The sequence below is a fragment of the Intrasporangium mesophilum genome (genome assembly GCF_054783095.1).
Genome location: NZ_BAAGRF010000016.1, coordinates 26,437 through 43,905, shown reverse-complemented (window position 1 = coordinate 43,905; position 17,469 = coordinate 26,437). Strand labels below are relative to the sequence as shown.

General features: G+C 68.0%; 19 protein-coding genes and 1 pseudogene. 10 read left to right on the top strand and 10 right to left on the bottom strand.

Annotated features, from left to right (window positions below; translation table 11 throughout):
- Positions 1-222 precede the first annotated feature (222 nt).
- Entirely contained in the window at positions 223-807 is a 585-nt protein-coding gene (locus ACYVLP_RS15305; RefSeq protein WP_460628202.1) for a hypothetical protein, read from the bottom strand.
- 1,084 nt (positions 808-1,891) lie between these two features.
- Between ACYVLP_RS15305 and ACYVLP_RS15300 the strand changes: the two genes are divergently transcribed.
- The gene (locus tag ACYVLP_RS15300) at positions 1,892-2,215 is read left to right on the top strand and encodes a hypothetical protein (RefSeq protein ID WP_460628201.1); all 324 of its coding nucleotides are present in this window, start codon (positions 1,892-1,894) and stop codon (positions 2,213-2,215) included.
- A gap of 240 nt (positions 2,216-2,455) precedes the next feature.
- On the opposite strand, the gene ACYVLP_RS15295 is transcribed toward ACYVLP_RS15300, so the two are convergent.
- Together ACYVLP_RS15295 and ACYVLP_RS15290 are read right to left on the bottom strand one after the other, a co-directional pair.
- Positions 2,456-3,121, bottom strand: a complete 666-nt coding sequence (locus ACYVLP_RS15295) for a response regulator (RefSeq protein WP_460628200.1) — start codon at positions 3,119-3,121, stop codon at positions 2,456-2,458.
- Entirely contained in the window at positions 3,118-4,251 is a 1,134-nt protein-coding gene (locus tag ACYVLP_RS15290) for a sensor histidine kinase (RefSeq protein WP_460628199.1), read from the bottom strand. Before ACYVLP_RS15290 ends, ACYVLP_RS15295 begins: the two co-directional genes overlap by 4 nt.
- Before the next feature lie 164 nt (positions 4,252-4,415).
- Here ACYVLP_RS15290 and ACYVLP_RS15285 point away from each other — a divergent pair, with 164 nt between their 5' ends.
- Entirely contained in the window at positions 4,416-4,817 is a 402-nt protein-coding gene (locus ACYVLP_RS15285) for a hypothetical protein (RefSeq protein ID WP_460628198.1), read from the top strand.
- A gap of 210 nt (positions 4,818-5,027) precedes the next feature.
- Here ACYVLP_RS15285 and ACYVLP_RS15280 read toward each other — a convergent pair whose 3' ends face one another.
- Entirely contained in the window at positions 5,028-5,651 is a 624-nt protein-coding gene (locus ACYVLP_RS15280; RefSeq protein WP_460628197.1) for an FMN-dependent NADH-azoreductase, read from the bottom strand.
- An 85-nt stretch (positions 5,652-5,736) separates the two neighbouring features.
- Between ACYVLP_RS15280 and ACYVLP_RS15275 the strand changes: the two genes are divergently transcribed.
- Positions 5,737-6,189: a MarR family winged helix-turn-helix transcriptional regulator gene (locus ACYVLP_RS15275; protein ID WP_460628196.1), complete on the top strand. Its 453-nt coding sequence runs from the start codon at positions 5,737-5,739 to the stop codon at positions 6,187-6,189.
- Positions 6,190-6,249: 60 nt separating this feature from the next.
- Here the strand turns inward: ACYVLP_RS15275 and ACYVLP_RS15270 are convergent, their stop codons facing one another.
- A complete protein-coding gene (locus ACYVLP_RS15270; RefSeq protein ID WP_460628195.1) occupies positions 6,250-6,699 on the bottom strand; it encodes a MarR family winged helix-turn-helix transcriptional regulator in 450 nt (149 codons plus the stop codon).
- A gap of 102 nt (positions 6,700-6,801) precedes the next feature.
- Here ACYVLP_RS15270 and ACYVLP_RS15265 point away from each other — a divergent pair, with 102 nt between their 5' ends.
- On the top strand, positions 6,802-7,176 hold the full coding sequence (locus ACYVLP_RS15265) for a VOC family protein (RefSeq protein ID WP_460628194.1): 375 nt from the start codon (positions 6,802-6,804) through the stop codon (positions 7,174-7,176).
- A gap of 137 nt (positions 7,177-7,313) precedes the next feature.
- On the opposite strand, the gene ACYVLP_RS15260 is transcribed toward ACYVLP_RS15265, so the two are convergent.
- Positions 7,314-8,264: a helix-turn-helix transcriptional regulator gene (locus tag ACYVLP_RS15260; RefSeq protein WP_460628193.1), complete on the bottom strand. Its 951-nt coding sequence runs from the start codon at positions 8,262-8,264 to the stop codon at positions 7,314-7,316.
- 63 nt (positions 8,265-8,327) lie between these two features.
- On the opposite strand from ACYVLP_RS15260, the gene ACYVLP_RS15255 reads away from it, so the two are divergent.
- Complete coding sequence (locus ACYVLP_RS15255; RefSeq protein WP_460628192.1) at positions 8,328-9,482, top strand: epoxide hydrolase family protein; 1,155 nt, start codon at positions 8,328-8,330, stop codon at positions 9,480-9,482.
- A gap of 141 nt (positions 9,483-9,623) precedes the next feature.
- Positions 9,624-10,097, top strand: a complete 474-nt coding sequence (locus ACYVLP_RS15250; RefSeq protein ID WP_460628191.1) for a DinB family protein — start codon at positions 9,624-9,626, stop codon at positions 10,095-10,097.
- A gap of 87 nt (positions 10,098-10,184) precedes the next feature.
- Here ACYVLP_RS15250 and ACYVLP_RS15245 read toward each other — a convergent pair whose 3' ends face one another.
- Positions 10,185-10,637, bottom strand: coding sequence for a DUF1801 domain-containing protein (locus ACYVLP_RS15245; protein WP_460628190.1), 453 nt, complete (start codon positions 10,635-10,637; stop codon positions 10,185-10,187).
- Between the two features lie 106 nt (positions 10,638-10,743).
- Here ACYVLP_RS15245 and ACYVLP_RS15240 point away from each other — a divergent pair, with 106 nt between their 5' ends.
- From ACYVLP_RS15240 to ACYVLP_RS15225, 4 genes and pseudogenes are all read left to right on the top strand, one after another.
- The gene (locus tag ACYVLP_RS15240; RefSeq protein WP_460628189.1) at positions 10,744-11,250 is read left to right on the top strand and encodes a GNAT family N-acetyltransferase; all 507 of its coding nucleotides are present in this window, start codon (positions 10,744-10,746) and stop codon (positions 11,248-11,250) included.
- Between the two features lie 265 nt (positions 11,251-11,515).
- Positions 11,516-11,866, top strand: a pseudogene (locus ACYVLP_RS15235) (tyrosine-type recombinase/integrase); the annotation flags it as partial.
- Positions 11,867-12,057: 191 nt separating this feature from the next.
- Positions 12,058-12,714 (top strand): alpha/beta hydrolase, encoded by a 657-nt coding sequence (locus ACYVLP_RS15230; protein ID WP_460628188.1) that lies wholly within the window; start codon positions 12,058-12,060, stop codon positions 12,712-12,714.
- A 353-nt stretch (positions 12,715-13,067) separates the two neighbouring features.
- Positions 13,068-13,880: a hypothetical protein gene (locus ACYVLP_RS15225; protein WP_460628187.1), complete on the top strand. Its 813-nt coding sequence runs from the start codon at positions 13,068-13,070 to the stop codon at positions 13,878-13,880.
- A gap of 54 nt (positions 13,881-13,934) precedes the next feature.
- Here the strand turns inward: ACYVLP_RS15225 and ACYVLP_RS15220 are convergent, their stop codons facing one another.
- The 3 genes from ACYVLP_RS15220 to ACYVLP_RS15210 all read right to left on the bottom strand — a co-directional run bounded on the left by ACYVLP_RS15220 (position 13,935) and on the right by ACYVLP_RS15210 (position 17,259).
- The gene (locus ACYVLP_RS15220; RefSeq protein WP_460628186.1) at positions 13,935-14,816 is read right to left on the bottom strand and encodes an alpha/beta fold hydrolase; all 882 of its coding nucleotides are present in this window, start codon (positions 14,814-14,816) and stop codon (positions 13,935-13,937) included.
- Between the two features lie 47 nt (positions 14,817-14,863).
- A complete protein-coding gene (locus tag ACYVLP_RS15215) occupies positions 14,864-16,420 on the bottom strand; it encodes an HD domain-containing phosphohydrolase (protein WP_460628185.1) in 1,557 nt (518 codons plus the stop codon).
- Between the two features lie 245 nt (positions 16,421-16,665).
- A complete protein-coding gene (locus tag ACYVLP_RS15210; RefSeq protein WP_460628184.1) occupies positions 16,666-17,259 on the bottom strand; it encodes a GNAT family N-acetyltransferase in 594 nt (197 codons plus the stop codon).
- Between the last annotated feature and the right edge of the window lie 210 nt (positions 17,260-17,469).

Here is a 17,469-nt window from a genome sequence, read left to right as displayed (position 1 = left end):
TTGACCATCACGCCGCATCGGGAACTGGCCCGAAGCGCGTCTTTCCGCCGCGAAACGGGACAGGGCACAAGAGTTGAGGGGAACGGGAGTATACCGCTCCAAGGCGCCTAACCACTGGGACGAACCAAAGCCTCTCGGAGGCGAACTGGTCAACTGGCGGCCGAGGCGTTCATCACCACGGGCTCCGGCGTCCCAGGAACTGGTGCATTGCCCCTCCTCACACTATCGATAGATGCCGAAATCCACTCGCGCAATAGATTCAAACCTGGTCGCCGCCTCATTCATCGCTGCGATGGACTTGTCAAGGTCCCGGGTGTCGGACGCCGTCGCTCGCTCGCGCCTTTCGTCTAGCATCGCCTGCTGGACGTCCAGAAGCGCGGTGATGCGGTTCTGGTAGGCATGGATGAAGGCGAAACTCCTGCTTACGGCTTCGTCTGAACCGTAGAGAACGACGGCAACCTGAGCAGCCCTTATGCGATCTACAAGGGCTATGTAGGCGTTGCTCTTGCTCGTAAGCGAGTCGTACGTGTCGCCTTCCACCACTATCCTGAGCTGGCCATCGTTGCCGGCCTCCACGAACTGGGTGTACGCCTCTTGTCGTCTCTCACGCAGAAACTGAGCCGTTGCTGCCTCGTGCTGCGCTTCGATCTGACGTGTGGCGACGGCATATGACGTCAGGCCGCCCACTCCGGCGCCAAGCAAGGCCGACAAGGCAGCGATGAGCGCGATCGTGTATTGATGCCTTGTCTGGTCGTTGGGGTGCGTCAGCCGGGGTCGACCTCGCCTCCCCGCAACTCTCCTGGCCACGATTCCTCCCCTAGCGTGCGTGGGCGAAGGCTACCAGTTTGCGCCTGCGCCCGCGCGGTGAGCACTTTTGCTCAAGGTTGCTGGTATTGCTCAAATCGGGGCAACTGAATTCTCGATACACACGAGCAAAGTTGGGGGTATGTTGGCAATGAATAGAGACGCTTGCGCGCGTCCGGACCCCGATGTACTGGGCGGTTTTCTCTGTCGCGACAAGGGCAGGGCCGTCTCACGATCGAGCTCGACGGATCACACACCGTGCGCGCGACAACGAACAATGTTCGTCGACACCAATCGCTTGTTGGACTGGCTGCAACCAACCGCCTGACGACTGCCGCAATCGGCGGGCCCATTTCGCGGCACTTGCCATGAAATGTACTCCTGCGGAGCCGTGGCGATGAGCGTCTTACCGTCGCCTGCGGACGCATGTGACCTCAGCTGGAGTGTTGCCTCGTCGGTCGGGCATGCGGCTGGGTCGAGAGCAGCTTGATGACTGGGGCAGCTGCTGCGCATGCAGAACGAGGCGTGAGGGCTGTGGCACAACGTCAGCGGACGTTGCGGTGCTGTTTGGTCCCGCGTCGTCGAGTACCGCGGCGCGGTTGGCAGGACGGAAGCTGATCGTGTTCGGCTGCGGGGCCACGTTCTCGAGGTGACCTTCGAGCGAGACAGCTGGAGACATGCAGCAGCGGACTTGCGTCGCGCCACGAACGGGGTTCCATGTGGCGGGACGTGCTGCTGAGGAAGTCGATGCCACTAGCAGCAACGCCGATAGCTGGACGTGTGAGCTGTTGTCACAACTCCCGTGGGTTTGTTCTTGCCGCGGAACCGGCGATCGATGAGGACGTGAAGCGGAAGTAGCCCTCGACGTCGGAGGCGTGCTGGCTCACGCCCGCGATCGATCAGCTTCGATCAGCGAGGCAGGTGGCATGGTGCCAGTGGCTCGGGGCGCGACCACCGAGCTTCCGTCGTTGGCCCATGGGGCGCGCTGTCGCGATCCGGCGTGGGCTCACGACACTCGTCGCGCGCGGAAAATCGACGTTCAAGTCGGGCCGCGACGGGACTCGCGTCTGCGTGAGAAAGTGTGGAGATGAGCGCAACTGGCGAATGGTCGATGTCCTTCGGGGCCAGCACCGGGGAGGCGGCCAACGCGCTTCAGGAGGCAGCGCGGCGCACCGGGATGCAGCACCTGTCCGCAGACCCGGCGAACGGCATCCAAGTCTTCACCGCCGGGAGGATGGTGCTGGCGTTCGGCGAGAAGGTCACCGCTCGCATCCGCGAGGTCGCGCCCGGGACCGTGCAGGTGACGCTGTCCTCGAACCCGCAGTTCGGCGTGACCGTGCGGAGTCGCAATGGCACCGCCCGGGACCGGATGTCCAACGCCCTGACTCAGCTCCTCACGTCCGCTGGATAGCCAATCCGGCTGACCCAGGACGAACAGATGAGGGACGCGACGCCGCTCAGGGCGAACGAATGCGTCTTACCACGGCCTGCTGCCTGACCAGACGACGGCCGTGGCAGCGTCAATGGATCCCGGTGCCCGGCCACGAGGGCGGCGAGCGCGTCTGGCCAAGGAGTCGCTCGTCGGGATCCAGCTGCCCCAGTCGGAATCGCGGACGCGCGAACACGATCCGCTCAATTTGGACCCGCCGATCTAGCCCAGGCTCGAGGGTGCCCCGGGTGCCACCAGGCCCGTCTCGTAGGCGAGGACGACCGCCTGGGCCCGGTCGCGGACCGCGAGCTTCTGAAGCAGGTGCCGCACGTGCGTCTTGACCGTGGCCATGGAGATGACCAGCTCGGCAGCGATGTCGGCGTTGGACAGTCCGCGACCGATCATCTGCAAGATCTCTCGTTCGCGTGGGGTCAGCTCGTCGAGCGCAGGCGACGGTGGCCGCGCGGGCGGGCTGCTGACGTAGTGCGTGACGAGGCGTCGCAGCACGGTCGGCGCGTACAGCGCATCGCCCGCGGCAATCACGCGGACTGCTTCGACCAGCTGCTGACGTCCGACGTCCTTGAGGAGGAAGCCGCTGGCGCCCGCCTGGAGCGCGGCGAAGACGTGCTCGTCCAGGTCGAAGGTGGTCAGGATGAGGACGCGGCTGTCGAGTCCGGCGTCGACGATGCTGCGGGTCGCGGCGATGCCGTCGGTGCCGGGCATGCGGATGTCCATGAGGACCACCTCGGGGCGCAGGCGTTCTGCGAGCGTGACCGCCTCGGCCCCGTCCGCGGCCTCACCCACGACCTCGACGCCGGCGGCCTCGAGAACGAAGCGAAGGCCGGACCGCACGAGGTCCTGGTCGTCGGCGATGAGGACGGTGGTCATGCCGCCTCGATCGGCAGCAGCGCCCGGATCGTGAACCCACCATCCGTGCCGTTGCCGGCGTGCAAGTCGCCGCCGTGGATACGCACGCGCTCGCGCATCCCGACGAGGCCGTGCGCGTCGGGAGATGGTGTGCCACGAGCTCCGGGGCCAAGGTCATGCACCTCGATGCGCAGGGTGTTGGGCTGCCAGGAGAGGGTGATCGACACTGGCGCGCCGGGGGCGTACTTGGTGGCGTTGGTCAGGGCCTCCTGGACGATGCGGAAGGCGGACAGGTCGAGGCTGGACGGCAGCACGACCGGGGTGCCATCGACGGACAGCTGGACGTCCTGGCCGTTGCCGCGGGCGCGGTCCACGAGGGCGGGCAGCTCTGCCAGTCTCGGCAGTGGTCCGTAGTCCGCATCATCGTTCTCGGCCCGCAGGACCCCGACCAGACGGCGCATCTCCGCCAGCGCCTCGGTCGCAGTGCTTCGGATCACGGCGATGGCTCGTGACGCGAACTCCGTGTCACGATCCAGAGCGGCCTCCGCCGCATCGGCTTGCAGCGCAATGACGCTGACTGCGTGGGCCACCAGGTCGTGCAGTTCGCGCGCTATGCGAGCACGCTCGTCGGCCACCGCCGCCCGCTCACGCCGTTCGCGCTCCTGCTCCAGATACTCGGTCAGCTCCTCCAGTCTCCGCGTCTGCTGGCGTTGGCGACGCATCACCAGCCCCACCCCGGCGGGGGCGAGGACGGCGAGGAGGGCGCCGGCATACTCACCGACGCCGACACCCTGCTCAGCGGACGCCACGATGGCGAAGATGCACCCGATGAGGACGGTTGCGGCGGAAAGGAACAGGTCCGCAACATAGGCGGTCACCGAGTAGAACAGCAGCACGGCAGCGAGGTACCCGACCAGGAGGAAGCCGTCGGTCGGGATCAGCCACACGGCCGAGCCGACCAACGCAGCAGCCGCGGGATGACTGCGCCGCCACGCGATAGGTGCAGTGGAGCCGACCGCGACGAGCACCCCGATGGGCCACGGCGCAATGGGAAGCAGCACGAGTACCTGTGCCAGGGCGATGACGCACAGCAGCGCGGCGACGACTTCGTCGGTCGTCAGGAGCCGCACGACGCTGCGTCCAGGTGACACGCCGAACACGCTAGGCGACGCGGCTCGGCGGTGTCATCAACCCGTGGGCTGACCGGCACTCAGCCCAGGCCGCCGTGGAAGTTCGGCCTGTGGATCGATGAGTCGGCCCCCTGGGACCCGCACGATGTGGTGCATCCACATCCCATGCACCAAGGAGCGACACCATGACCACCACCGCGAGTGCCGAGCCGACCACCACCATCCGATCCCGTATGCCGCGTTCCGTCCGCGCCGCCCAGCTCCTGCTGCTCGTCCCGCTCGGGGCGTTCCAGCTCGTCGCAACGATCGCCTTCTCGCTCACGATTCCGATGTCGGGCAAGGACTACGTCGTCGCGGTCTGGGCACCGATCATGGCCAGCATGTGCATCGTCGTCGCGTTGCGCTTCGGCCGGGGCACCCCGCGGGTCCTGGCCGTTGCGCTCGGGCTGCTGGCCGCGCAGACAGCATTCAGCCTCGTCAAGCTCGTCGTGTACGGCGAGTCTCCTGCGCTCGTTTTCCTCGCTATGACGGCCGCCTGCGCCGGGCTGCTCGCCCTGCCCGCCAGCCGTAGCCACTTCCGGCGATGAGGCCCAGCGCCGCACCTGGATAGCCATGCCTCGACATCCGCGCGGCGGGCCTCGGTCCGCCGTTCGGCGTCGCAGCCCCTCGTCGCGCCGGCGCTATCGCGTCACCACCTGCCGGGTGAGCAAGCCCAGGTATGCCGCTGGGCGAGCGTCCGGGCCAACGCTCGCCCAGCGGCATACCTCCATCGGGTGTCACGGCCCGGAACCGCCGGCTCAGAGCTTGCCGGCTGCCAGGCGGGCCTGCTCGAGGGCTGCGGCCCGGAGCTCGTCAGCGCGGTCGGTCGCGAGGTTGGGGCGGAACTCGATCGTGGTGATGTCCTCGACGCCGGCCCAGTCGAGCCACCACTCGAGGTAGGGGCGCTGGAAGTCGAGGCCGAACGCACTCGACCGCTCCGGGCCGTAGACCGCACTGGTGAGCAGGAGAACCGCCTTCTTGCCGGTGAGGAGACCCGAGTAACCGTCCACCGGGTCGAACCCGAAGACCATCCCGGGCTGGCTCACGACGTCGATGAGCTGTTTGACGATGTACGGCACGGACCCGTTCCACATCGGGACGGAGAACAGGTAGGCGTCGCCGGCGTCGAACCGCTCGAACGCGCGGCGCGCGCGGTCCCAGGCCTGGCCCTGCGCGCCGGTCGGCTCCTCGCCGGCGAACACCGCCATCTTGGCGTCGGTCGAGTCGGGCCCGAAGTCGGGCAGGGTTCCGTCCCAGAGGTCCCAGTGCTCGACCTCGACGTCCGGGCGCTCGCTGAGCTCGGCGAGGTATGCCGCCGCGAGAGCGAGTGACTCAGACCCCTCCCCACGTGGTGACGCGGAGATGTGCAGCAGTCGGGTCATGACACAGCCTTTCAATGGTGTTTATGTGCGTGCGCACGTAACTATATACGTGCGCACGCACGTAATCAACCGCTATGCTCGAGGCATGTCCAGACCGTCGCGCCGGCACCTCGCCGCGAACGCGTGGGGAGCCCTGCTGCGCACGCACGCGGACCTCGTGCCCTCCCTCGACCGCACCCTCCGCGCCAACACCGGCCTGCCCCTCGCGTGGTACGACGTGCTGCTCGAGCTCGCCGCGGCCGACGACGGCCGACTGCGGATGTCGGAGCTAGCCGACCGGGCGGTCCTCAGCCGCACCCGGATCAGCCGTATCGTCGACGAGCTCGTCGGGGCTGGACTGGTCAGCCGCATACGCAACCCCGATGACGCCCGCTCCTCGTTCGCGACGATCACGACCCAAGGGCGCCGCCGCTTCGAGAAAGCGGCGCCGGACTACCTGGAACAGATCGAGAAGCAGTTCGCCACCGGCCTGACCGACGAAGAGCTGCGCATCATCGCCCGTGCGCTGGGCCGGATCCGGACCCACGCCATCGGCTGAGCCCTCGGCGGCGAGCGTCCCGGGCCGCCGTCCGCCGATGAGAAGCACCCAGGGGCGGGTTCACAAGGGTCGGGACCGTTTGTCGATCCTGGTCATGATCCTCATGAGGTTGAGCAGGTCTCGTGTGTCGAGCGCGTCGCCGAAGGCGTGCTGCAGGAAGACGTGGTGACCCTCACGCGCCTGCCTGACGATGGCACGCCCGCTGGGTGTGATGGTCGCGAATGTTGATCGTGCGTCGTCGGGGTCTTGCTCGCGATTGACGAGTCCGGACTCGGACATGCGGTCAAGGAGCTTGGAAAGCCCGGACGGGGACAGGACGACGGCCTCCGCCAGGTCGGTCAGTCGCAGTCGGCCGCCAGCGTTCTCGAGCTGCATCAGCACGTCGTAACGCGGCATCGTCAGGCCGGTGTGCTGGCGCATCTGTGCCTCGACCTGGTCCCACAAGCGGGCATGCGTGCGAGTCAGGGTCAGCCAGGCGGGCATCCACCGCTCGACGTCGCCTGCTGCCATGCGAGCAGTGTAGCCAAGTTACTTGACATGCCAAGCATGTCACGTTTTACTTGGCATGCCAAGTAAAACGTGACACCTCTATGACAACGCCCGAGGAGGACGATGATGCTCACCGCAACGATGGTTGTCGCCACGATCCCGGTGACCGACCTGGAGCAGGCCAAGGACTTCTACGGGGAGACCCTGGGCCTGGCCTCGCTCTGGGAGAACCCCGCCTCGGTCAGGTATCGGGTCGGCGAGCACAGCGAGCTCTCGCTCTTCAAGCGGCCCGGGCTCGACACACAGCACACCCTTGCCCACTTCGAGGTCGATGACATCGAGAAGGCCGTCAGTGATCTGGAAGCCAAAGGCGTTCGCTTCCTGGACTACACCGAAGGACCGCTCGTCACCACCGGCCACATCGCCCAGCTCGGTCCAGCCCGCGGCGCTTGGTTCACCGACCCCGACGGCAACACCCTCGGCCTCAGACAGGGCTGAGTCCGCCAGTCCCCGGCTACAAGCCGTGCCTAGGTGGCCGGCGGCCGGCCACCAGTCCGGTCGGGCCCGAAGGGTCGGAACTACTGGGCCCGTTCCGGTTTCTTAGCCACCCCGGCTGCGCCGACCCGGTCGCGGCACTATCTTGTCGCGCCGGCGAGCCGCGCTGCCAGGGTCCTGATGTGCTCGACAAGCTCGGGGGGCTCGTGCACCGTGAAGTGGAATCCTTTGGTTGTCACATAGATGGCCAACTCGTCCAGCGAGTTGGACCCGGCCAGCAGGGTGCAGCTGTGTTCGTCGATCGGCTCGAGTGCTCCTGTGGTGGGGGCGATCCGCTCCGCCGCGGTCTCGGCGCTGACGTGCAGGGTGAACCGGGCCTGGTAGCGGTAGGCCGATGTGGAGATCGCCCGCGAGGTGTAGCCGCTGATGTCGGGGTCTGGCGGGGTGCGCGGGGTGAACCGGGGGCCGGTGGGTGTGCGCGGGTCGAGGCGGTCCACGCGGTAGGTGCGCCAGTCCTGGCGGTCGACGTCCCAGCCGATGAGGTACCAGCGTCGGCCCGTGTGCACCAGCCGGTGGGGTTCGGTCGTGCGGATGCTGCTGGTTCCGTCGTGGGTGCGGTAGTCGAAGCGCAGACCCAGCGAGTCGCGGCAGGCGGCGGCGATGGCGGTGAGGGTGCTCGGCTCGACGGTGGGGCCGGTGTTGGCCATCGGCACCGTCATTGACTGCAGGGCGTTGATCCGGTGGCGCAGCCGGGACGGCAGTACCTGTTCGAGCTTGGCCAGAGCCCGCACCGAGGTCTCCTCGATGCCGGTGATCGACCCGCCGGCGGCCGTGCGCAGGCCCATCGCGACCGCGACCGCTTCGTCGTCGTCGAGCAGCAGCGGCGGCAGCTCCGCGCCGGCACCCAGCCGGTAGCCAGCGGCGCCGGCCGTGGCCAGAACGGGGTAGCCGAGGCCGCGCAGCCGGTCGATGTCGCGGCGCACGGTGCGCGGACTGATCTCCAGTCGCTCGGCCAGTTCGGCGCCGGACCAGTCGCGTCGGGTCTGCAGGAGCGAGAGCAGTCGCAGCAGCCGTGCCGAGGTTTCCCGCATGGTCTGAAGTCTGCCATCAGCCTAGGCCTAGAACTGACCTAACTGGCTTCTACGGTGATCGTCATGGAGACCAACAGCGAGATCCGGCCCTTCACCATCGACATTCCCCAGGCCGACCTGGACGACCTGCGGGACCGGCTGGCCAGGACCCGGTGGGCCGCGGACCTACCCGATGTCGGCTGGAGCCGCGGGGTGCCGGTGAGCTACCTCAAGGGGCTGGCCGAGTACTGGCGCGATGGCTACGACTGGCGCGGCTACGAGCGGGAGCTGAACAAGTACCCGCAGTTCACCACCAGGATCGACGGGCAGAACATCCATTTCCTGCACGTGCGCTCGCCAGAGCCGGACGCGCTGCCGCTGATCCTGATCCACGGCTGGCCCGGCTCGATCGTGGAGTTCCTGAACATCATCGGCCCGCTGACCGACCCCAGGGCCCATGGCGGCGACGCGGCGGACGCGTTCCACCTGGTGATCCCATCGATCCCCGGCAGCGGGTTCTCCGGGCCGACCGGCGAGGCCGGGTGGGACACCAACCGAGTGACCAGGGCGTTCGCTGAGCTGATGGACCGGCTCGGCTACGACCGTTACGGCGCGCAGGGCGGCGACACGGGCGCGGTCATCTCCCCGGGGCTCGGCAGGCTTAACCCCGACAAGGTCGTCGGCGTGCACGCGAACGGGCTCTCCGCGTTCACCGAGGTCAACCCGGACGAGGTGGGAGAGCTGACCGAGGCGGAGCGGGCGCGGCTGGCGAACCTGCAGTACATGAAGACGGAGCAGTCGGGCTACGCGATGATCCAGATCACCCGGCCGCAGACCCTGGCGCACGGGCTGCACGACTCCCCCGTCGGACAGCTGGCGTGGATCGTGGAGAAGTTCAAGGAGTGGACCGATCCGGCCGCCGATCTGCCCGAGGATGCGGTGGACCGGGATCTGTTGCTCACCAACGTCATGCTGTACTGGCTGACCGGCACCGCAGGGTCCTCGGCCAACAGCTACTACGAGACCGCGCATGCCGGAGCCTGGGGCGCGAGTGCGCGCTCAACGGTACCGACCGGGGTCGCGGTCTTCCCCATGGATGTGTCGATCCGGCGCACCATCGAGCTCGAACACACTGTCGTGCACTGGTCCGAATTCGACCGCGGCGGCCACTTCGCCGCCATGGAGGCCCCCGACCTGCTCATCGGCGACGTCCGGGAATTCTTCAGCAAACTGCGCTGAAGAACGCTGCGGCGCCAACCTCGACCAGGCGCGCCCCACGGCAGGATTGGTGCTCAGCGAAGACCGACAGCGGCCACGAATCGTCCTTGGCGCGATGATGAGAGTGCGAGCTGACGAGTCCGTCGATGCCAGAATGAGGCCGTGAACGAGTCGACGGGAGCGTCGTCGACTGCCGAGCTCGAGGCTCTGATGGCGACGCTGCGTTGTTTCCGCACGGGTGTGCTGGACAAGCTCAGCGGGCTCAGCGCCGAGGATGCGCGTCGGAGCACCGTCCCCTCGGGGACCAACCTGGCGGGATTGATCCAGCACCTCACATTCGTGGAGGCGAAGTTCTTCGAGCAGATTGTCGCTGGCGGCAAACCGAGTCGCGGTGCACGGTCGATGCAGGTAAGCCCTTCAGTGTCCCTCTCGACGTTGCGCAGCGACTATCGCGCAGCCTGTGGCCTCAGCGATGAGATCATGCGACGCCTGGGAGACCCCGCGGCACCGGTGAGCCACGACGGCAAGGTGCGGGACCTACGCTGGGCGATCCTTTCGGTTATCGGCGAGACTGCGCAGCACGCCGGGCACGCCGACATCATCCGCGAACAGATCGATGGCAAGACCGGCCGCTAAGCATTACTGGTGGCCCTGACCGCGAATGCCCGACGCCGCACAAGGAGTGCGGATGCCGCAGTCATGCTGATGCGCTTCGGGATCCGGTCAGCTGGAGCTCGCCGGCGCTCTCCCCGTCTGATCGAGGGTCATGCCGTGACGGATGGCCGCCAGAAGGGCGTCGGCGTTGATGACTGAGAGGCGTTTGAACTTGATGCAGTAGCCCGTGACGCTGGCCCGACCGATCGAGGCCCCGTAGGTGCGTGCCAGGAACGTTTTGTCCTCAAGTCCCAGCACATAGACCGAAATGCCTGTCGTGTTGGCGCTCAGGCCGATGCGATAGAACTCGCGCGACGACCCATCCGCGTAGGCGATGGTGTAGACGCCGTAGCCAATGTTGGGGTTGGCCAGGACCTTGCCGTCCTCGTTGGTGCCGTCGTTGAACCACAGCCTGCACCCTGGGAATTCCGTGAGCATCTGCGCGTGCAGGAGCCGGAGATCGGCCTGCTTGGGCTCCGGTTGACTGGCGAGGTAAGCCTCGACCCGCTCGGGGATGTCCATCGGCCACGATGCTAGCGGTCTCGTCGGCATCGATGCGGTGCGGAGCCGGGGATAGCGTTTTCGCTGTCGGAGCGACGCCTCTGGTGAGTCTCTGGTGAGGATGTGAGTGCCCGTGTGGACAGACTTTGAGGTGGTGGTGCCGCACCTCGCTGACGCTGCGGAACTGGCCTCGGTCCACGTTCAGGCGTGGCGGGAAGCCTACGGAGCGCTAATGCCGGAGCATTTCTACGATGACGCCGCGCGCGAGCGTCGGCGGGTGATGTGGTCGGGTCTGCTCTCAGAGGAGGATGCCGGGGAGCGGGTCCGTGTCGCCCGGCGCGAAGGCCGAATCGTGGGGTTTGTCGCGCACGGTCCGGCCACCGACCACCAAGGGCACCTGCCGGAGCGCGATGAGCAGCTGTACGCGCTCTACGTGCTGTCCCGCTGCTACGGCCACGGTGTCGGTCAAGCTCTCCTTGACCAGGCTCTGAGCGGGCGGCCTGCACAGCTGTGGGTGGCCAAGGACAACGCGCGGGCTCGGCGGTTCTACGAGAAGAACGGATTCACAGCCGACGGGACCGAACAGGTCGATCCAGATCTCGACGGGCTGGTCGAGATACGCATGGTGCGATAGGCCGACGCCGCCGCCCTCACGACAGCGATGGCTCCCGAAGGTCCACCGCGACGTTCCCGCATCCAGGTTCTGGACCGGCTCGAGCTGATCCGCTTCCTCCAGGTCGCCCCGACCATCACCGTCCACCACGGCGCCCTCGCGTACCTGCTGGGCATCGACGCCCTACGCGCATCCGAAGCGACCGCCGTTCGGATCGAGGACCACGCCGACACGTTGCGCGGCCACCGCGTGATGCGCGTGGTCGGCAGGGGGCAACAAGCCCGCCACGATGCCGGTGACCGTGCCGGTCCTTCGCGTCCTGGAGGCCTGCCGCGGCCAGCGCACCAGCGGCCCGCTCGTGCTGCGACCCGTCTCCGGCAAGCCGATCGACCGACGCGACGCCTACCGGATGGTCGCCCGCATAGCGAAAGCCGCCGGCATACCCCGGCACATCGGCCCGCACTCACTGCGGCACGCCGCGATCACCAACGCCCTCGATGCCGGCTTCCCGCTCCGAGACGCGCAGATCCTGGCCCGGCACGCCGACCCACGAACCACCGAGCACGACGACCGCGCCCGGGGCAACCTAGACCGTCACGGCGTCCACTTCCTCACCGCTTACGTCGCGGGTGTCTGAGGAGGAGCACACCCCGACCCGCGTCGATCGCGCCCACTTAGGCGCTTGCGTCGGCCCGTCAGGGCGACGGCCCTTGCTTACGAGTGCTGTGTTCTGGTGCTGTGGAACGTATGACGGGCCGCCGCAGCCACGAGGGACTCCCTCTAAGGGAGGAGCACGGGATGCAACGCCGCGGATTCAAGGACGGGACTGTGCTCTCGGTACAGCAGGCCAGCGACCCGCTCTCCACTGGCACATCGCTGGCGGTTGTCTTCGACGGCCGGCCCATGATCGACGCAGGCATCTCTGAGACGATGAATTCGCTGCAGGGCGAGGGGATCATCGGCCCGCTCACCACGCTCTACGTTGAGTCGATCGAGGGCTCGACGACGCGCGGTCCGACGCGGGTGGCGTCACTGACGGATCCCGTGCTGCTGGGCAGGCTGGTCGCCACACTTGAGGGCTTCCTCGAGCAATCCGGGGCAGTCACCGCTGACCCGGGCCGACGAGTCGTGCTGGGGCACAGCCTGGGCGGGAATGCGGCGTTGTACCTCGCCACGCATTGGCCAGCCCTCTTTGACGGCGCCGCCACCGCTTCCGCGGCGCTCTGGTGGCCGGGCGACGACGCGCACCTTTCCGGCAGCCAGATCGTGGCGGCGGTCCAGAGGGTCACAGGCCCTCGCCTGTGGATGCAGGCTGGCATCGCCGAGGATCCCGACCTACTGCGCTGCAACCGGGAGCTCTGGGAGAGCGCCGACCAAGCTGGCCTTGACCTCGTCCATGTGGAGCACCCCGGCGGCCATGAGCTCTCCGCGTGGCGGCACGGGCTCGCACAAGCCTTGCCCCATCTTCTGACGGACTCCGGCTGAGCAGACTTCGCTACCCGGCATCGGCGTGGGGCGTCGAGGACGGCATTCCGGCGCGCCACTGAGATTCGAAATGACCCACGGCCGCGCCACCCAAGCAACATCCGCACGTCCGTAAAAGCGCGTCATCCCGCCGCGACACGGTCAGCGTCATTGCGACGGCCCGCACCCAGCGCTGACCGGCGCTGCCCCGGTCACCGCACCGCCCCTCGGCAAGGGTGCCCGGCTCGGACGGCCAGGTCGCCACATGCGTAGCCCGAGGGTCACCACCGCGGTGGCGAATCCGACGAAACGACATATCTGCACGCGGCGTCGGGTGCAGTCTGGTGGAAGGACGCTCGGGCAGGGGTGGGTTCATGGCGAATCTTCGAAAGCCGTCACAGTGGCAGCCTGGCGCGGTCTGCATCTATGACGTCGTATGGATCGTGATCCTGATCGCGATCGCGATCGGGTACTCGGTCCAGCCGCCCTGGAGCTGGCTCCCCCACTGGACCTTCGCGTTTCAGGACGTCATGCCGCTGTGGATCCCATGGGCCGGCGCGCTCGGCGGGGTCACGATCAGCCTCGTGGGGGTCGCGACCCACACGCACGACTGGAATGCGCTTGAGTACGGGTACTGGCATCTCGCGCGGCCGTTCCTCGGCGCGGTATGCGGCTCCGTCGCCGTCCTTATCGTCGTACTGGTGCTGCGCAGCGTCGACCCGAACGCCAACGGTAAGGCCGGCACACCCGCGAGCATCGCCATCCTGTCCGTCATCGCGTTCGTCATCGGGTACCGCGAGGAGACGTTCCGCACGCTCGTCGCTCGCGTCGTCGATGTCATCCTCGCTTCCGACACGAACCCGACTTCGCCCATGGCGATCGTCCCGTCCGTTCTGGACTTCGAGACCGCTCCGCACGGCCAGGCCAAGGTCCTGACGGTGTCGGTCGTCAACGCAGGCAAGGACACCGTCCACATTCCGGCGGACGCGGCGAAACCTGACCCGATGACGGTCCCGGTGGTCGCCACGAACGCGGAGACCAACCTCGCGCCCGGGGCCAGCGCGCCGATCACGGTCACCTGGACCCCAGCAAGCACCGGCGACGACCTCACCTCGCCGACGACGACGCTCGTGCTGCAGACCGAGTCACGCAAGCTCACGTGCCCACTGAAGGGTCTTGCGACCTGAGGCTGGACGGTCTCCGGACTCAAGAGGGCCGGCTGCGCCGCTGTACCCGACGGGTCAGTGACCGTCGGCAGCAGTGCGCGCGCCGCCTGCCTCTTGACGTCCGAGGAAGTCGGCCATGATCGCGACCTTCTCCGCGTTGATCTCATGCCCGGTCCCCGGCACGATCGCCAGTTCCCCGTGCGGCAGCGCGCGGTACGTCCGTACGGCGTCCTCGGGCCGCGACAGGTAGTCCTGGTCGCCGCCGAGCACCAGTGCCGGCACGTCGATCCGCTCGAGGTCGGCGAACCCGTAGCCGGGCCACCGCGATGCCGTCTCGAAGAAGTGCTGGACGTAGGTCCGCCACGCGCCGGGGCCACCGGCCGCGTCCTGGTCGGCCTTCATCAGCTCGAACACGACGCTCATGTGCGGGTCGGCGCCGAAGAGGGCCTCCATCGCCTCCGGCGAGCCGGACGTGGCGTCCTCGGACCCGCCGAAGATCTTGCGCCCCATCGGGAAACTCGGCGAGTCGGGGTCGAAGCAGTCGCAGCCGGCGTCGTTGACGAGCGCGCCGATGGCCCCAGGGTGCCGAATCGCCAGGATCGTGGCGACCATGCCGCCCAGGCTGAAGCCCGCGACCGCGGGTCGCTCGAGCCAGAGCGCAGCGATCAGCGCGGCAACGTCATCGGCGAGCAGGCTCACCGACACCTTCCCGCCGAAATGACGGGTGCGGCCGGAGGCCCGGGCGTCCGGCGCGATCACGTGGAATTGCTGGGCCAGCAGATCGAGGTGAGCGTTGTACGCCACCGGCGCCTGCTCCCAGATCGGGCTGGTGGTGACTAGCCCTCCGTGCAGGAGGACCAGGTCGGGGAGGTCGGTCGACCCGACTTCGACGTAGTGGATCTCGATCCCGTTCGCGGGGATGCTCGCGGTGGCGCGTTCAACAGTGGAAGTACTCATGCCTGGAGGCTAGGAAGCCGACACCGGAACCGAATCGGGTGAACGCCCTATCTTTCGAAGTCGGACATGAGCCCGTGCTGCATCGCGAACAGTCCCGCGGTGGCGCGGTTTGTGGCACCGGTCTTGGTGTAGATGTGCTCGATGTGCGCGCCGACGGTCTTCGGCGCGAGATGCAGCCGTTCGGCGATCGCTCGGTTGGTCAAGCCGAGCGTCAGCAGCCGCAGCAGCTCGACCTCTCGGTTGGTGAGTCCCGAGGGCCAGGCAGCGCGTCGTCGCACCCGGTGCCCCGCGCTGGTCAGCACCGCCTCCACGGCGGGGCCATCGAGCCGACCGGCCCGCACGTCGTCGCGCAGCAGCCCGGCCGCAGCCTCGGGAGCGTACGGCGACCGGTGCGGACGCCCCGCGGTCAAGGTCGCGTAGCGGTCGGCGACCGCCAGCACTCGACCCGAGGTCGGGATCGATGACCCGGAGAGCCCGCGGGGATAGCCCGATCCGTCCAGCCGTTCGTGGTGGAGTCCGGCGATCGCGGCGATCTCGGACAGTGGGGGGCTGGACGAGAGCATCCGCTCTGTGAGGTAGGGGTGCATCCGCACCCGCTCCATCTCGGTCAGCGACAACGGTCCGGGCTTGTCCCAGATCGCGTTCGAGACGCCGAGCCGGCCGATGTCGTGGACCAGGCCGGCCCACCGGATCGTACGAACGTTCTCAGCGGCGAGCCCCATCGCGGCGGCGGCGCGGCCGGCCAGGTCGGCAACCTCGGCCGCGTGCCCGATGAAGTAGGGCGACTTCAGGTCCGCGAAGTCGCCCATCGCGGCGAGCACTCGGTCGAGCCCGTCCTCGTCGACGATCCGCTCGAGGCCAGGCTCGGCGGCGATGATCTCCGACCAGTGGGACTCCGCGTCAATGCCGGTGAGCAGCTCGTGCGCGTGCGCGCAGAACAACTCGACGAGCGCCGGATCGAACTGCGACCCGCTCCGTTGCTGCGCGCAGGCTAGCGCAGCGCCACGCCCTCCGAACCGCTCGAACGCGGCCACCACATCGGCGAGGTAGACGACGCGCGAGGTTAGCCGGATCTCCTCGCCCGCGAGGCCGGCCAGGCCGCGTCCGTCCCACCACTCGTAGGACTCGGCCAGGCTCCGACGGACGTCCTCGCCGAGCCCGAGCCGGTCCGCGAACAGGTCGGCCGTCTTCCAATGGTTCTCGAGCATCGAGGAGAACCAGCGACGCCCATCGCCCGGGAACGCCAGTCCGGCGCGCACCCGCTTCATCGGCGGTGCACCGGCGCCGACGTGCCCGGCCAGGAACCGCGCGGCACCGACCGGCGACCAGTCGGCGAACATCGCATCTCGCTTCAACGCTAGGTCGTCGCCGAACCACTTCGACTGCTCGTAGGCGTCGGTGTGGCAGCCCACCCAGGCCAGTAGGCCGGAGTAGTACACGACTTCGCGGTCGGCGGCGGACAAGTCGAGCAGGTCGGCCAGCCGCAGCGCGATGATGGTCTGCCGGATGACATGCTCCATCGGCTGCCCGAGGCCGAGATCCGTGCCCAGCGAGATGGTTGCCACGAGTTCGGCGAGCCGGACCCCGGCGGGAGCCGCGACCACGCTCTAGAGTCTAGTGGCGCTCAGAGCGTACGTCTCAGCCAACCATCGGGCTTGCCACGTCACGAGCTTGTCGCTGACCGAGGTGTCGATCGCGACGCCGGATGGGTCGCGAGGACTCCCACACCGAGGTCTTGGCACTCCGGAGGTGCGTCACACCGCCGCGTCGAGCGGTATGCCGCTTGGACCCGTCTACGTGGTGGCGCGTGCTCGGCTCGCGAGCCGCCCGAGGTGAGCGCAACCGACAGTCAGGACGATTCGCGGAGTCGGTGTCGCACCACTCTCCGGCGCAGGGTGGGCGATGCCTCGACCTCGTAGCCGGCGTCGAGGAAGACCTGGAGCAGCCCGACCGACGCCTCGTCCCAGATCACGGTCTTGCCCGGCGGCGGCTCGGTGGGGTATCCCTCGAGGACGCGAGCGCCGACCTGTCTGCCGTACTCGACGGTGGCGGCGGCGAGCTCGTACATCAGCCCCTGTCGGCGGAAGCCCTTGCGCACGACGAAGCAGGTGACCGACCAGACGCCCTCGAGGTCGGGGTCCATCCGCATCCACGACTTCTGCCGGACCCAGATCCTCGGGTAGTTCTCCCGGGGCTCGACCGCGACCCAGCCGGCCGGCTCGCCGTCGACGTAGCCCAGGAGGCCGGACGTTGGGCCGCTTGTGCCGCAGCCGGCCTGCTCCAGGAGCGCGGCGTCGCGCTCCTGCTGGGTGGTGTCGCGCCAGATCCAGCCCGGGACCTTGAGCGCTTGGCAGCGGCACTTGCGGGCGCCGCCGGCGTCGAACACGGCATCGAGGTCCTCGCTCGTCGCGTCGTTGGCCGGTCGCCAGCTGAACTGCGGCACACCGCCAGGCTAGTGGCGAGCCGCCGCCAGTAACGACACTGTGACTACCAATCTGTGACCTCGCCGAGGCGCCACACGCCGCGACGGCCGATCCGAGGCTCTTCCTGTAGTCCGCTCGACCCCTGCGTCCTTCCGCCGCGACAGCCCACCTCACGCCGGTGAACTGGGCAGGTCACCCCGCCGGGAGCAGAATTCACTTGAGGCGTCGCG

Bases quoted from the DNA above. Each gene is read 5' to 3' on its own strand.
- ACYVLP_RS15300 (WP_460628201.1), top strand. From the start codon at position 1,892: ATGAGCGCAACTGGCGAATGGTCGATGTCCTTCGGGGCCAGCACCGGG.
- ACYVLP_RS15295 (WP_460628200.1), bottom strand. From the start codon at position 3,121: ATGACCACCGTCCTCATCGCCGACGACCAGGACCTCGTGCGGTCCGGC.
- ACYVLP_RS15285 (WP_460628198.1), top strand. From the start codon at position 4,416: ATGACCACCACCGCGAGTGCCGAGCCGACCACCACCATCCGATCCCGT.
- ACYVLP_RS15280 (WP_460628197.1), bottom strand. From the start codon at position 5,651: ATGACCCGACTGCTGCACATCTCCGCGTCACCACGTGGGGAGGGGTCT.
- ACYVLP_RS15275 (WP_460628196.1), top strand. From the start codon at position 5,737: ATGTCCAGACCGTCGCGCCGGCACCTCGCCGCGAACGCGTGGGGAGCC.
- ACYVLP_RS15270 (WP_460628195.1), bottom strand. From the start codon at position 6,699: ATGGCAGCAGGCGACGTCGAGCGGTGGATGCCCGCCTGGCTGACCCTG.
- ACYVLP_RS15265 (WP_460628194.1), top strand. From the start codon at position 6,802: ATGATGCTCACCGCAACGATGGTTGTCGCCACGATCCCGGTGACCGAC.
- ACYVLP_RS15260 (WP_460628193.1), bottom strand. From the start codon at position 8,264: ATGCGGGAAACCTCGGCACGGCTGCTGCGACTGCTCTCGCTCCTGCAG.
- ACYVLP_RS15255 (WP_460628192.1), top strand. From the start codon at position 8,328: ATGGAGACCAACAGCGAGATCCGGCCCTTCACCATCGACATTCCCCAG.
- ACYVLP_RS15245 (WP_460628190.1), bottom strand. From the start codon at position 10,637: ATGGACATCCCCGAGCGGGTCGAGGCTTACCTCGCCAGTCAACCGGAG.
- ACYVLP_RS15225 (WP_460628187.1), top strand. From the start codon at position 13,068: ATGGCGAATCTTCGAAAGCCGTCACAGTGGCAGCCTGGCGCGGTCTGC.
- ACYVLP_RS15220 (WP_460628186.1), bottom strand. From the start codon at position 14,816: ATGAGTACTTCCACTGTTGAACGCGCCACCGCGAGCATCCCCGCGAAC.